Genomic DNA, 14018 nt, shown 5'->3' on the forward strand with positions numbered 1-14018 from the left:
CTAGAGCCGGTTCACCCCGGTGACGCGCACGACCGCCGCGCCGAGCTCGTCGGAATCGGCCAGGTTCACGCTCGCGCTGATCCCCCAGTCGTGGTCGCCGGCCGGGTCGTCGAAAATTTGCCGCACGGTCCACTCCTCGACGCCGTCCTCGATCATGAGCAGGTCGGAGCTGCGCGCGTTTCCGCCGGTGAGTAGCTCGTCGTGCTCGTCGAAGTAGCCGTCCATCGCGTCGGCCCAGACATCGGCCGAGTAGCCATGCTCGCGGTCGAGTTCGCCGAGTTCGTCGTAGTGTTCCAGCGCGGCCAGCTGTACTCGGCGGAACAGCTCGTTGCGCACCAGAATGCGGAAGGCCCGAACGTTGGTGGTGAGGCGGCGAGGCGGCGGAGGCAGGATCGCGTGGGCATCCGCTTCGTGCGCGGCAAGGTCAGGATGCAGCAGCTCTTCCCACTCGTCGAGCAGGCTCGAGTCCACCTGACGCACGAGTTCGCCGAGCCATTCGATCAGGTCAAGCAGGTCTTCGTTCTTGGCCTCGTCGGGAATGGTCTGCCGGGCGGCCCGATAGGCGTCCGACAGGTAGCGCAACACCACGCCCTCGCTGCGGGCGAGCTTGTAGAACGCGATGAACTCGCCGAACGACATCGCCCGCTCATACATGTCGCGCACCACGGACTTGGGCCGAAGCTCGAAGTCCGCGATCCACGGCTGCGAGGCCTTGTAGGTGTCGAAGGTGTAGTTCAGCAGTTCTTCGAGCGGCTTGGGGTGGGTGATCTCCTCGAGCAGCGCCATCCGCTCGTCGTATTCGATTCCTTCACGCTTCATCGCGTTCACAGCCTCACCCCGGGCGGCGAACTGCTGGCCCATAAGTACGGGCCGCGGGTTGTCGAGGGTCGACTCCAGAATCGAGATCATGTCGAGCGAATAAGTGGGCGATTCCGGATCGAGAAGTTCGAACGCGGCCAGCGCGAACGGTGACAACGGCTGGTTGAGCGCAAAGTTCGCCTGCAGATCAACCGTCAGGCGGATGCTGCCGCTCGCACTCTGCTCCACAATGCCGGCCTCGCGCAGCGTCTTGTAGATGCCCAGGGCGCGCAGGGCCAGCACCAACTGGCGGCGCCATGGTTCGTGGTTGTCGAAGACCAGGGAGTGCACGTGGGCGAAAGCGTCGCCGCCGCGCCCGATTACGTTGATGAGCATCGCCGCTGTCATCTGCATGCTCGAGGTCAGGGTCTCGGGCTCGGCATCGACCAGGCGTCGAAAGCTTGGTTCGCCCCAGGACACGAAGCCGTCCGGCGCCTTCTTGCGCACGATCTTGCGCTTCTTCTTCGGGTCGTCGCCAGCCTTCTCGATGGCCTTGAGGTTCTCGGTCTCGTGCTCCGGCGCCTGGATCACCACCGTGCCGGCCGTGTCGTAGCCGGCCCGCCCGGCCCGCCCGGCAATCTGGTGGAACTCCCGCACGTTCACCTGGCGCATTTTCACACCGTCGTACTTGGTGAGGGCGGTGAACAGCACGGTGCGAATCGGTACGTTGATGCCGACGCCGAGGGTGTCGGTGCCGCAAATCACCCGCAGGTAGCCGCGCTGGGCGAGTTGCTCGACCAGCCGACGATATTTGGGCAGCATGCCGGCGTGGTGCACGCCGATTCCCATGCGAATGAGCCGCGACAGGGTTTTGCCGAAGCTCGTCGTGAACCGAAACTCGCCGATCAGCTCGGCGATGACGTCGCGCTGTTCACGAGTGGCGACTTTGGCGCTCGCGAGGGCCTGCGCGCGTTCCAGGGCGGCCGCCTGGGAGAAGTGCACGATATACACCGGCGCTTTGTCGGTGTGCAGCAGCTCTTCGACCGTTTCATGCACCGGCGTCTGCTCGTAGTAGTAGCTCAGCGGAACCGGGCGTTCCACCCCGGTGACCACGGCCGTGGGCCGCCCGGTGCGCCGGGTCAGGTCATCGCTGATGAATTTCACGTCGCCGAGGGTCGCCGACATGAGAATGAACTGCACGCGCGGCAGGAGCAACAGCGGCACCTGCCAGGCCCAGCCGCGTTCCGGGTCGCCATAAAAGTGGAACTCGTCCATTACGACGAGGTCGACCTCGGTGTCTTCGCCGTTGCGCAGCGCGAGGTTGGCGAGAATCTCGGCGGTGCAGCAGATGATCGGGGCATCCGCGTTGACGCTCGAGTCGCCGGTCATCATGCCGACGTTCTCGGCTCCGAAAGTCTCGACCAGGGAGAAGAACTTCTCGCTGACGAGGGCTTTGATCGGCGCGGTGTAGAAGCTGCGCTTGCCGGCCGAGAGTGCCGCGAAGTGGGCGCCGACGGCCACCAGCGATTTGCCGGTTCCGGTCGGGGTGCTGAGGATCAGGTTGGCGCCGGAGACGATCTCGATGACCGCTTCCTCCTGCGCCGGGTACAGGGTGAGGCCCTGGTCGGTCGCCCAGGATTCGAACGCCTCGAAGAGAACGTCGGGGTCGGTTTCGTTTTCGAGGCGCGCAAGCAAAGACATAGTCCCTTAACAGTGCACTACTTCTGCCGCTCGCGCCCCCGAACGGTCCCCCGCAGCCCTCCCCCGGCGGCTGATTCAGGAAATCCGCGCCGCAAGGTTCTCTACGAGGGCAGAATCGGGCATTTTCGGTGTTTCCTGAATTGGCCACCAACCGGCGTGACGAGATGTGACGGATGTCTGACGAAACCGGAGCGGACCCTGGGCACAGTAGTAATCACAGCCGCCGGTTCTAGGCTGGCAGCATGGTTTATGTCACCCCCAATACCGTTGCGGCTGCGACCCCCCGCCGCGCCCGGCCCCTCTGGCGCCCGGCGGCCGCAGGGCTCGCCGCCGCCCTGGCCGGCCTCGGGTTGGCCGAGCTGACCGCCGCATGGCTCGCCCCCGGCGCGAGCCCCGTGCTGACCGTCGGCGCGCTCGTCATCGACATTGTTCCGCCCGGTGTCAAAGAACTCGTGATCGGCCTGTTCGGCACGGCCGACAAGATCGTGCTCGTCGTCACCATCGTGCTCGTGCTGGCCGTGGTCGCTGCCCTGGCCGGCATCCTTGAATCGAGGCGCCCACCCTTCGGCCGTCTGCTCGTCGTTTTGATCGGCACGATCGCCCTGTTCGCGGCGCTGTCCCGCTCGAGCGCCTCCACCCTCGACGCGGTTCCGGCGGTTGTCGCCATGGGGGTCGCCGCGATCGCGCTGACCTTCCTCACCACGAGGCTGCCGATACTTCGAGCCACCGGGAGCACCGCCGCCACGCCCGACGGGGCGCTCAAACCCGGCGCACCCTTTGATACCTCGGACCGCGCCGAGACGCCCGGCCCCGACCGCCGCCGTTTTCTCGTCTACACCTGCGTCACCGCCGGCATCGGGCTACTGGCCCTGATCGGTGGGCAGCTCAGCGCAGCAGCGACCAGGGCAGCGGATGCCGCGCGCGCCCTCTTCACGCTGCCCGGGGCATCCGTTCGGCAGGCCGCAATACCGGCCGGGGCGAGCCTCGACGTGGCGGGCATCACCCCGCTGATCACGCCGAACGCGGATTTCTATCGTATCGACACCGCACTGAGCGTGCCTCGGATCGATCCCACGACTTGGCGGCTGAAAATCACCGGCATGGTCGAGAACGAGATCGAGATCGACTTCCCCGAACTTCTGGCCCTTCCACTCGAAGAGAGCACGACCACCCTGGCCTGCGTGTCCAACTACGTCGGCGGCGACCTCATCGGCAACGCCACTTGGCTCGGCTACCCCATTCGCGAGCTGCTCGCTCGGGCCAAACCCACGAGCGGCGCCGACATGGTGCTGTCCACCAGCCAGGACGGCTTCACCGCCGGCACCCCGATCGAAGCGCTGACCGACGGCCGCAACGCCATTCTTGCCGTGGGCATGAACGGTGAGCCGCTGCCGCTCGAGCACGGTTACCCGGTGCGCATGGTCGTGCCCGGGCTGTATGGCTACGTCTCGGCGACGAAGTGGGTCGTCGAACTCAAACTCACCCGCTTCGACCAGGAGCAGGGATACTGGACTCCGCGAGGATGGTCCGAACTCGGGCCGGTCAAGTTGTCCTCCCGGGTCGACGTGCCGCGCGATGGCACCTCGGTGCCCGCCGGATCCGTCGTCATCGCGGGCGTTGCCTGGTCGCAGCACGTGGGAGTGAGCAGTGTCGCCGTGCAGATCGACGACGGCCCGTGGCAGAACGCCACCCTCGCCGATGCGCTCTCCGTCGACACCTGGCGGCAGTGGGCCTACACCTGGAGCGATGCGACCAGCGGAAACCATACCGTCAAGGTGCGGGCAACGGATGCCGAGGGTCTCGTGCAAACGTCGGCCACCGCCGACGTCGCCCCCGACGGAGCCACCGGGCTGCACGAAATTTCGATGTCCGTGTCGTAGCAAACTTTCGGTCCGCTCTACCGGGGGCGAAGCACCGCGATCGGTACAGTGCGGCCAGCCTTGTGCTCGTAGGGCGCGAAGAACGGCGCCCTAGCGACGATCACGTCACGCCACAGCGTCGCCCGCTCGGCGTCAGCGGCCACCCGCACCGTCACGGTCAGTGTTCTCGGCCCCACCTGTACCTCGGCCTCCGCCGCCTGGCGCAGATTGCGGAACCACTGTGGTTCGGTCGCCGATCCCCCACCCGAGCCGACCACCAAGAACGCGCCGTCGTGCTCGAAATAACTCACCGGCACGGTGTGCGGCACCCCGGTTGTGCGCCCGGCCACGGTGAGCAGCAGCACCGACACTCCGCGAATTCGACCCCCGATGCGCCCGTTGCTGCGTCGGTACAGCAGCACCGGCATCCGCATCAGGGTGCGTCGCAGACCTGTCGCGATGCGCATGTCAGTTGCCCTCATACGCAGCGTGCAGCCAGCCGAGCAGTTCGTCGTCGACCTCGGCTCGTCTGGTCACCGAGACCTTGTGGGTGCACATGCCGCCGGCCAGCAGCAGGCGGTCGGTGGGCGGCGCATCCGCCAGATTGATACCCAATTGCAGGCGCTTGGCGCTGGCCGGTTCGATCAGGGCGAACTGCTTCTGGCGTCGCAGGGACACGCTCGACTTCTTCGGCGCGACCTCGACGTCGGAACCGAATTCGGTGACCGCATCGATCAGCGCGTCATAGACCGGTCGCAGGGCCGCCTTGGCGCCGATGTACTGCGCGTCGACGAGGGCGTCGGCGGTCTGCGAAACTCCGCGAGCCCGAAATTGCAGCACGATGAAGTTCGCGAAACCATGGCTCACCCCGTGCTCGGTCTTGAGCTGGTTCATCAGTACGGTGTGTTTGTCGAGGCCTGTGGCTTCCAACACGGTGAACCAGTCCGTCAGGTTTCGGCCGGTGTTCTGGGGCAGGTTGTCAATCATTGACTGGGTGGCGGCGTCCATGGCACCAGTAAAACACCATTGAGCGGATGCGGGTCGCTCCCGCCGCGCGGGAGGTACGCCGGAACTCCCGCGCTCCGTGAAATGACGGGCTAGCCGTTGGCGCCGCTGGTGTTGATGACACCGTTCACGCCGGCCGGGAAGAACCCACCCGAACGCACCGGGGCCGCGTTGAGGTAGGTGATGTTGAGCACCTGGGCGGCACTGCGGCTGAAGGCCAGGCCGTTGGCGTCGGTCGGCACGAGGTTGGCCTTCGACGCGTTGCCGATGCCCTGGTCGAGGTCGGTCGGACCGTCGACGGCGTCGCGCACATCGGAGATTGCCTGCGCGGTGCTGTACACCGACGGAAGCGCGATACCGAGGGCATAGAGCGTGCTGCGGATGACCCCGGCGTGATAGGCCTCGACCGCCAGCAGGCCCGCAGCGGCCTCGAGGTAGGTCTTGTTCGTGATCAGCGGCGCTGCGCCCTTGTAGGCGGTAACTCCGACGTCCTCGAAGATAAAGGCACCGAACAGGAAGTTCGCCTCGTTCGCGTAGACGTCGAACTTCTCGCCCGCCTTGATCAGCCCCGCTGCCTGGGCGGCAGCGGTGAAGCTCGCGTCGAGGTTGATCTTCGGGCGAGACACGGCCGCACTGCCGAGCGCAGAACGCAGGAACGCCACGTGGGCCTTCTCGTCGGCGGCGATCTCATCGGCGTACTTCTTGATGATCGACGTCTTGAAATGCACCATGCGACCGCCAGTCACGCCACCGCGGGTACCCGTTCCGGTGGTGAGGCTGTCGGGCAGCCCGCTTCCGGTCGTGGCGCGCAGATAGAACTCTGCCTCGAGGTACTCAAGATTGAGGGCGAAGTTCAAAATGGACGCGTCACTCGGCGCGGCTGCCGGGCCGGTCGATTCCGCGGCGAGCGCTGGGCCGCCGGTGGCGAGCATCGCCGCTCCCACCCCGAACCCGGCCACACCAGCCGCCCGCAGAAAGTTTCGGCGGTCCGAAGAATTCTCTGCACTGCGGTTGATAGCGCTGGTAATGAAACCCTGATCAAACATCCTTGTTCTCCTGTCGATTGGCGAATGTGCCGGGTGTGTCTGAAGTAACAACGGCAACCTACCCGCTCAAATCAATCTCCCGGATGGCTGGACACGCACGTAAGCAAACGATAAGAATTATGCTCACTTTTTTTGTTTGCACGTGCTGCACGTTTTCCGGCGCGACTGGGCGCCAGCCAGCGGATGCCTGCGGCCTGCGCCGGCTCGTGCCAGGCATCGAGTCAGAGCAGGAGGCCGTCGCTGCCGACCGGGGGTAACCGGCGAGCCACCCGGCGATCGTGGAGGACCGCGATACCGTAAGCGGCGAAGTACAGCACCACCATGGGAATGGCGAGCAGGAACATCGATACCAGGTCGGCGGCCGGGGTCGCGATGGCGGTGAACAGAATAATGACGAGCATCGCCACGCGCCAGGATTTGATGATGGAGCGCGCACTGATCACGCCGGCGAAGTTCAGCAGCACAATGAACACCGGCAGCACGAACGCGATTCCAATGGCGATCATGAGCTTGAGCACGAAGTCGAAGTAGTTCTGCGCGTTGATGAGCGCAGCATCCTGTCGGGGCGCAAAGCTCGTCATGAGCTCGACCACGTGCGGCAGCACGTACCAGCCGGCCGCGCACCCGGCCAGAAACAGTGGCACGGCAGTGAAGAAGAAACCGAAGGTGTACTGCTTTTCTTTGCGGGTGAGCCCGGGGGTGAGAAAGGCGAAAATCTGGTAGAGCCACATCGGGCTCGAGACGATCAGGCCGACATAGAAGGAGATGCGCAGTTTGAGGTCGAACGCACTCGTGATGTCGGGGTAGTTGATTTGCGCGTTGCGATTCTGGGCGCGCACGATCGCGTAGATCGGCTCGCGCAGGCCGTCCCAGACGAAGCTCGACAGAAACCAGCCGGCGATCGCGCCGACCAGGATGCCGAGGGCCGCCAGAAAGAGCCGCTTGCGCAACTCCAGCAGGTGCTGGCCGAGAGACATCTTGCCTGTGCGCTTGTTCGCACCTTTATCCGGGGCGCTCCGCACCCCCTGCACGACCATCTGGCCTAGACCTTCGGGTTCGGCGTGCCGCTCGAATCGGTGCCGGAGCTTTTCTCGGTCGGTGTTTCCTCGGTGCGTTCCGGCGTGATCTCGCTCTTGAAGATCTTCATCGACTGACCGAGACTGCGGGCGAGCCCTGGCAGTTTCGGAGCGCCGAACAACAGCAGTATCACAACGAGAATGATTAGAAAATGCCATCCGGTCAGGTTGCTGAGCATGTAAATTCTCCCTCGAATCAAGTCGGTCGTGCAGCAGTGTAACGGCCACACCCGTGGCGAAACCGGGTAAAGCTCAGCATTTTCTTGGGTTGTAAGATTTCCCCTAGAAATCCGGGTGAAACGGATGCCTACCCGGCGGTTCCCGCGGCGGGTTCGGCCGTGACGAAGTGCTCGAGAACGTCGCCGATGCGCATTTTGCAGCCGCCGCATCCGGTGCCGGCCCTGGTGGCCGTGCTGATGCAGGCGACGCTGGTGTTTCCGGCCGCGGCCGAGTCGGCGATGGCTCCGACCGTGACCCCGTTGCACCAGCACACGGTCGCATCGAGGGCGAACGAACTGCCCGCGGAGGGCTCGTAGTCCGGCCCGTCGTAGCGCAGCAGTACGGAGCGATCGAATGGCAGTTCGCTGCCACGTTCGAACAGCAGCGTGAGTTCGGCGGCCGTGCGCGGCATGCCGACGCAGACAAAGCCCTCGAGAATACCGTCGCGGGTTACCATTTTCACGTAGCGACCGTGCTCGGGGTCGGCCCATTGTGACACGCTCAGCGGCGCCCCGGAGCAGCCGGCAGCGTGCTCATCGACGGCACGATCCCACGGGTCGGCACCGGTATTTCCCGCCGACACGACGTCGATGCCCTCTGCCTTCAGCATGACCACGGCAGACATCGAAGCCGCCAGCGGCAACGCCTCGCCCCGGCCGAGCACCTCGGCGGCGAATCGCGCGGCGAGCCAGTCGGCCTGACGCCAGCCCGGCCCGATCAGGCCGCTTGGCCCGCCGGAGGGCAGCGCGGTGGAATCGCCGGCGCGAGGCGCAGGAGCCACGTGCGCGCAGTCGCCGATCGCGTAGATGCGCGGGTCGCCCCAGCTCGCCAGGTTTTCATCGACCAGGATTCCGGTCGACACCGGCAGTGCCGCCAGTTGGGCGAGCTCGGTGCGAGCACCGACACCGCAGGAGAGCAGCAGCAGGTCGCCGTGAATCTGCTTGCCGTCAGCACAGATCAGGGCATCGAACCGGTCCACGCCGTCGTCGTCCTGGTGAAAGAGCAGGCTTTCGGCGCGGGAGTGATTCACCATCGTCACGCCGGACCGCCGCGCGCTCTGCGCGAGCACGCTGCCGCCGCTGCGGTCGAGGTTGCGTGCCATGGGAATCTCTCCGTGATAGACCACACAGGCCTCGGCCCCGGCGTCGGCCGCGGCGAGGGCGATCTCCATGCCGAGCACGCCGGCGCCGAGTACAACGATGCGGGCTCCGGCAGTTACGGCCGCGAGCACCCGCTGCGCGTCGTCAAGGTCACGAAGCACGGTGACCCCGCGCGGGAGCGGGGCGCCGCTGGTGTCGAGGGTGGGCACGTTGGCACGCGCGCCGGTGGCGAGCACGAGCCGGTCGTAGGCTAACAGTGTGCCGTCGCTGAGCGACACCGAACGGCGACTGCGGAGGATGGCCGTGACGCTCAGGCCCAAGCGCAGGTGCACGCCGGCGCCCCGCGCGGCGAGCGGGTCGGTGATCTCGAGAGTGTCCCGATCGGCATGGCCGACAGCATATTCGGCGATCAACACCCGGTTGTAGGCGTCCGCGCTCTCGGCCCCGACCACGGTCAGCGTCGCCGCGCCGGCCCGCACGAGCGGCAGCAGCTCGTCGACGAAACGGGCACCGACTGGGCCGTAGCCGACCAGCACGATGCGCTCGGGGTTGAGGTGTTCAGACATGGGCGCCTGCTTCCACGAGCGCACGCACTCGAACGGTCGTCTTCTTGAATTCGGGCATGCCGCTCACGGGATCGGTCTCGTCGTCGGTCAGCAAGTTGGCGCGCTGGTCGCCGGCAAAGTGAAACGGTAAAAAGACCGTGTCCACGCGGATGTCGGTGCTCACCTGGGCCCGGCAGCGCACCGCTCCCCGGTCATTGCTGACCTCGACCCAGGCCTCGTCGCTGATTCCGAGCTGCTCCGCGGTCGCCGGGTGCAGCTGCAGGCGAGCCTCCGGCTGGGCGTCGGCGAGCTCCCGCACCCGCCGGGTCTGGGTGCCGCTCTGGTAGTGCTCGAGCAGGCGGCCGGTGATCAGCGTGAGGGTACCACCGACCTGCGCCGGTGCACCGCGGCGCCGAGCCGTGACGGGCACGAGGTGCGCCCGGCCGTCCGGGTGGGCGAAATCGTGCTGGAACAGCCGGGGCGTTCCGGTCGACCCGACCGGGTAGGGCCAGAAGGCCGGCTCTTCGGAGTCGAGCAGCGCATAGCTCAGCCCGGAATAGTCGGCCAGGCCGCCCTCCGATGCCCGGCAGAGTTCGTCGAACACCTCGGACGCCTCGGCACTGAACGTTGACGCCGAATCGAGCCGGCGGGCCAGTTCCTGCCAGATCCACAGTTCGCTGCGCACGCCTTCCGGCGCGTCGACGGCCAAGCGGCGACGGATGACGCGGCCCTCGAGCGAGGTCATCGTGCCTTCTTCTTCAGCCCACTGGGTCACCGGCAGCACGACGTCGGCGAGTACCGCAGTTTCGGAGAAGAAGAAGTCGGCGACGACCAGGAAGTCGAGGGTTTTCAGGGCGGCGTGAACCCGGTCGGCGTTCGGAGCCGAGACGACGACGTTGCTGCCGTGCACGAGCAGGCAGCGGATGCCGCCCGGCTCGCCGAGCGAGGACAGCAATTCGACCGCGGGAAGGCCGATGCCGGGAAGGCTGTCGGGGTCGACACCCCAGACCCCGGCGACGTGGGCGCGGGCGGCGGGATCGTTGATCTTTCGGTAGCCGGGCAGTTGGTCGCATTTCTGCCCGTGTTCCCGACCGCCCTGCCCGTTGCCCTGGCCGGTGAGCGTGCCGTAGCCGGAGTGCGTCGTGCCGACGAGGCCGAGCACCAGGCTGAGGTTGATGGCGGCGGTGGCCGTGTCGGTGCCGTCGGCGTGCTGCTCGACGCCCCGCCCGGTGAGAATGTAGGTGCCGCAGCCGGTTGCGGCTCCCCGCGCCACGCCGGCGGCGAGGCGCCGGGCCAGTTCGCGCAGCTGCCAGACCGGAACCCCGGTCTGTTCCGCCGCCCGGGTGGGCCACCACTGGCTCACGCTGCGGCGCACCGCATCGAAGCCGGTGGTGCGTTTGGTCAGATAATCGAGATCGGCCAGTTTCTCGGCGATGACGATGTGGGTCAGGCCGAGCAGCAGCACGAGGTCGCTGCCCGGGGTCGGCTGCACGTGCATGCCGGCGCCGTCGTCGGTGAGCCGCGCTGTCGCGGTGCGGCGGGGGTCGACGACCACGAGGCCGCCGGCGGCGCGAGCGCCCTCGAGGTGGCCGATGAACGGCGGCATGGTCTGCGCCACATTGGAACCGAGAATCAAAATGGTGTCGGCCGCGTCGAGCTCATCGACCCGGAACGGCAGTCCCCGGTCCAGGCCGAACGCCCGGTCGCCCGCGGCAGCGGCGCTCGACATGCAGAACCGACCGTTGTAGTCGATGCGGCTCGACCCAAGGGCCACCCGGGTGAACTTGCCGAGCTGGTAGGCCTTCTCGTTGGTCAGGCCGCCGCCGCCGAACGCGCCGACCGCGTCGGCTCCGTGCTGGGCCCGGGTCTCGCGGAGTTTCGCGGCGACGAGGTCGAGTGCGTCGCTCCAGGAGGCCGGCTCGAAGGAACCGTCTGCCTGTCGCAGCAGGGGTTCGAGAATGCGATCCGGGGAGCCCAGCAATTCGGCCGAGGTCCAGCCCTTCTTGCACAGGCCCCCGCGGTTGGTCGGGAAGTCCCTGCCCGTGACCGTCACCGCGGCCCGCGAAACGGATGCTGCGGCATCCGCTTCGCTGTCGGCTACCTGAGCAACCGGCGTCATTTCGACGGGACTGAGCGTCATCGCACACTGCAGGGCACAGTACGGGCAGTGGGTTCGGGCCACAGGCATGGGGTCTAGATCTTCTGGCCGGCGACGGACGAGCCGCGGCGAAGGTAGACGAAGGCGGTGACACACATCATGATGACATAGGCGATGGCAAAGGCATAGATCGCGCTTGAGTAGTCGCCGGTGGTGGTCTTGGAGTAGCCGAGCACCTGCGGGATAATGAATCCGCCGTAGGCTCCGACTGCGGAGATGAGACCGAGGGCTGCGGCCGTCTTGCGCTGCGTGTTGACGTCACCCGAGTTCTTATGGGCGTCCTTCACACCGCTCTTGGCGGAGAACACGCTTGGAATCATGCGGTAGGTCGAACCGTTGCCGATTCCGGTGGCGACGAAGATGAGCAGGAAGCTGCCGAGGAACGCCCAGAAGTTGCCGAGCGGCAGAACCGCGACGACCACGAGGGCACCGCCGGCCATGACGCCGAAGGCAGCGACGGTGACGGATGCCCCGCCGAAGCGATCGGCCAGGCGTCCGCCGGCCGGGCGGGCCAGCGACCCAACCAGGGCGCCGATGAAGGCGAGCGACAGCGAGGCGGACGCGACCTGGAAGGTGGAGTAGGCGGGGAACTGGTCGGCGATGAGCTTGGGGAAGACGCTCGCGAAGCCGATGAAGGAACCGAAGGTGCCGATGTAGAGCACGGCGAGAATCCAGAAGTGCGGCTCCTTCACGGCGGCGATGGATCCGGCGAAATCGGCCTTGGCGTTGGTGAGGTTGTCCATGTACTTCCAGGCGCCCCACATGGCGACCAGGATCAGCGGCACCCAGAACCAGCCGGCGAGCGAGATGTTGAGGGTTCCGACGGCGCCGAGGGTGATCAGGATCGGCACGATGAGCTGGGCCATCGAAGCGCCGAGGTTGCCGCCGGCAGCGTTGAGGCCGAGCGCGTAGCCCTTCTGGCTCTGCGGGTAGAAGTAGGTGATGTTCGACATGGAGCTGGCGAAGTTGCCACCGCCGAAGCCAGCGAGGGCGGCGACGAAGAGCATGACGCCGAACGGGGTGTCGGGGTTACCGACGCAGAAGCCGAGGGCGATCGACGGGATCAGCAGCAGTCCGGCCGAGATGATGGTCCAGTTGCGGCCACCGAACTTCGGTACCAGGAAGGTGTAGGGGAAGCGCAGGGTGGCACCGACGAGGCTCGGCATGGAGATGAGCCAGAACACTTCGGCGGTGGAGAAGGTGAAACCGGCGGCCGGCAGCGACACGACGACGATGCTCCACAGCTGCCAGACCACGAAGCCGAGGAACTCGGCGAAGATCGACCATTTCAGGTTGCGGGAGGCGATGAGTTTGCCGCCCTGGTCCCACTGCTTCTTGTTCTCGGGGTTCCAATTGTCGATCCACCGGCCGGGACGGTGTACGAGCACCGCCGCATCGGTATCGATCGGGTTGGGTGCTGATTCAACGGTGCTGGATGTCATCGAAGTTCCCTCGGGAGGTGGCGGAAAGCGGCGGGGCAGCACGGGCGGCTTCCCTCCCTCGACGTTAGCCAGCGCGTGTTTCCGGCAACCGTGGCAACCGTTACCTTTCGATCACCAGATGATCACACCGAGTTGAGGGGGGTGTTGGGGCGCTGTTACATGACGGACACATTCCAGGCCTGGCCCGGTGATACGGGCAGCGGATGCCGGGCGTGGCAGAATTGGACGACCTGCGCCCTGCGTATCCGCTGTTTGAAAGGCCCGCACATGACGATCACCGCCGCCGCCGACGGTTCTGCCCTCGGAAACCCCGGACCGGCCGGCTGGGCCTGGTATGTCGACGACTCCTCCTGGGCGGCCGGCGGCTGGAAGCACGCCACCAATAACCAGGGCGAGCTGAAGGCCGTGCTGGAATTGTTTCGGGCGACAGCACACATCGACGACGACCTGCTGGTGCTGTGCGATAGCCAGTACGTGATCAACTCGGTGACGAAGTGGATGAAGGGTTGGAAGGCCAAGGGCTGGCGCAAGGGCGACGGGAAACCGGTGATGAACCTCGACCTGCTGAAGGAGATCGACGCGGCCATCGCCGGCCGCCGGTACCGCTTCGAATGGGTCAAGGGGCATATTGGGCATCCGCTCAACGAGGCTGCCGATGAGCGTGCACGCGGCGCGGCCGAGGCGTTTCAGCGCGGTCGGCCGGCACCGGCCGGGCCAGGTTTTGCCGGGGCTGCTGCGGCAGCCGAACCGGTGGTGCCGGCGCGAGAGGCGGCATCCGTCGGGCAGAGCGGCACGGGCACGCCGACCCTCACCTCGGGCCGGGTCACCGAGCGGGCCGCCGCCTATTCGCACGACGAGCTGTTCTCGTTCGACGACCTCGGTGACGACATCGGCGAGGACCACCGCGACCTCACCGACCCGCACGGCCCCGACGCGATGCGCAGCACCAGTGAGCTGCACCGGGTGACGCTGTCGCTCAGCGCCGAGGAACACCGTCGCCTGGTGCAGAGGGCTACGGCTCGCGGAGTGACCGTCGAGGAGTATCTGCGCGGCCAGATCTAAACCGCGC

Annotated in this window: 11 protein-coding genes; 2 read left to right on the forward strand and 9 right to left on the reverse strand. The window is 66.4% G+C overall.

Going from position 1 to position 14018, the window contains the following annotated elements; all coding sequences use genetic code 11:
• Nucleotides 1–2499 (reverse strand): DEAD/DEAH box helicase, encoded by a 2499-nt coding sequence (locus tag QMF22_RS15245; RefSeq protein ID WP_283455137.1) that lies wholly within the window; start codon nt 2497–2499, stop codon nt 1–3.
• Nucleotides 2500–2741: 242 nt separating this feature from the next.
• Between QMF22_RS15245 and QMF22_RS15250 the strand changes: the two genes are divergently transcribed.
• Nucleotides 2742–4379, forward strand: a complete 1638-nt coding sequence (locus QMF22_RS15250) for a molybdopterin-dependent oxidoreductase (protein WP_283455139.1) — start codon at nt 2742–2744, stop codon at nt 4377–4379.
• A 17-nt stretch (nt 4380–4396) separates the two neighbouring features.
• Here the strand turns inward: QMF22_RS15250 and QMF22_RS15255 are convergent, their stop codons facing one another.
• From QMF22_RS15255 to QMF22_RS15290, 8 genes are all read right to left on the reverse strand, one after another.
• Entirely contained in the window at nt 4397–4825 is a 429-nt protein-coding gene (locus tag QMF22_RS15255; protein ID WP_283455142.1) for a nitroreductase/quinone reductase family protein, read from the reverse strand.
• A 1-nt stretch (nt 4826) separates the two neighbouring features.
• The gene (locus QMF22_RS15260) at nt 4827–5366 is read right to left on the reverse strand and encodes a DUF5655 domain-containing protein (RefSeq protein ID WP_283455143.1); all 540 of its coding nucleotides are present in this window, start codon (nt 5364–5366) and stop codon (nt 4827–4829) included.
• A gap of 89 nt (nt 5367–5455) precedes the next feature.
• Nucleotides 5456–6409, reverse strand: a complete 954-nt coding sequence (locus QMF22_RS15265; protein WP_283455145.1) for a ferritin-like domain-containing protein — start codon at nt 6407–6409, stop codon at nt 5456–5458.
• A 221-nt stretch (nt 6410–6630) separates the two neighbouring features.
• Nucleotides 6631–7386 carry a twin-arginine translocase subunit TatC gene (tatC, locus tag QMF22_RS15270; RefSeq protein ID WP_092340779.1) on the reverse strand — a complete coding sequence of 252 codons (756 nt, stop codon included), beginning with the start codon at nt 7384–7386 and terminating at the stop codon, nt 6631–6633.
• 65 nt (nt 7387–7451) lie between these two features.
• On the reverse strand, nt 7452–7664 hold the full coding sequence (tatA, locus tag QMF22_RS15275) for a twin-arginine translocase TatA/TatE family subunit (RefSeq protein WP_283455149.1): 213 nt from the start codon (nt 7662–7664) through the stop codon (nt 7452–7454).
• Between the two features lie 128 nt (nt 7665–7792).
• Nucleotides 7793–9370 carry an FAD-dependent oxidoreductase gene (locus QMF22_RS15280; protein ID WP_283455150.1) on the reverse strand — a complete coding sequence of 526 codons (1578 nt, stop codon included), beginning with the start codon at nt 9368–9370 and terminating at the stop codon, nt 7793–7795.
• On the reverse strand, nt 9363–11537 hold the full coding sequence (locus QMF22_RS15285) for a molybdopterin oxidoreductase family protein (protein WP_283455152.1): 2175 nt from the start codon (nt 11535–11537) through the stop codon (nt 9363–9365). The genes QMF22_RS15280 and QMF22_RS15285 overlap by 8 nt, the downstream gene beginning before the upstream one ends.
• Nucleotides 11538–11542: 5 nt before the next feature.
• Nucleotides 11543–12949, reverse strand: coding sequence for an MFS transporter (locus QMF22_RS15290; protein WP_283455154.1), 1407 nt, complete (start codon nt 12947–12949; stop codon nt 11543–11545).
• A gap of 267 nt (nt 12950–13216) precedes the next feature.
• On the opposite strand from QMF22_RS15290, the gene QMF22_RS15295 reads away from it, so the two are divergent.
• Complete coding sequence (locus QMF22_RS15295) at nt 13217–14011, forward strand: RNase H family protein (protein WP_283455156.1); 795 nt, start codon at nt 13217–13219, stop codon at nt 14009–14011.
• Nucleotides 14012–14018 lie beyond the last annotated feature (7 nt).

Source organism: Cryobacterium sp. PH31-L1 (genome assembly GCF_030063145.1).
GTDB lineage: Bacteria > Actinomycetota > Actinomycetes > Actinomycetales > Microbacteriaceae > Cryobacterium.

Excerpts from the sequence above, each read along its gene's own strand:
- tatA (WP_283455149.1), bottom strand. The coding sequence starts at position 7,664 with ATGCTCAGCAACCTGACCGGATGGCATTTTCTAATCATTCTCGTTGTG.
- QMF22_RS15250 (WP_283455139.1), top strand. The coding sequence starts at position 2,742 with ATGGTTTATGTCACCCCCAATACCGTTGCGGCTGCGACCCCCCGCCGC.
- QMF22_RS15295 (WP_283455156.1), top strand. The coding sequence starts at position 13,217 with ATGACGATCACCGCCGCCGCCGACGGTTCTGCCCTCGGAAACCCCGGA.
- QMF22_RS15290 (WP_283455154.1), bottom strand. The coding sequence starts at position 12,949 with ATGACATCCAGCACCGTTGAATCAGCACCCAACCCGATCGATACCGAT.
- QMF22_RS15280 (WP_283455150.1), bottom strand. The coding sequence starts at position 9,370 with ATGTCTGAACACCTCAACCCCGAGCGCATCGTGCTGGTCGGCTACGGC.
- QMF22_RS15260 (WP_283455143.1), bottom strand. The coding sequence starts at position 5,366 with ATGGACGCCGCCACCCAGTCAATGATTGACAACCTGCCCCAGAACACC.
- QMF22_RS15285 (WP_283455152.1), bottom strand. The coding sequence starts at position 11,537 with ATGCCTGTGGCCCGAACCCACTGCCCGTACTGTGCCCTGCAGTGTGCG.
- QMF22_RS15265 (WP_283455145.1), bottom strand. The coding sequence starts at position 6,409 with ATGTTTGATCAGGGTTTCATTACCAGCGCTATCAACCGCAGTGCAGAG.
- tatC (WP_092340779.1), bottom strand. The coding sequence starts at position 7,386 with ATGTCTCTCGGCCAGCACCTGCTGGAGTTGCGCAAGCGGCTCTTTCTG.
- QMF22_RS15245 (WP_283455137.1), bottom strand. The coding sequence starts at position 2,499 with ATGTCTTTGCTTGCGCGCCTCGAAAACGAAACCGACCCCGACGTTCTC.
- QMF22_RS15255 (WP_283455142.1), bottom strand. The coding sequence starts at position 4,825 with ATGCGCATCGCGACAGGTCTGCGACGCACCCTGATGCGGATGCCGGTG.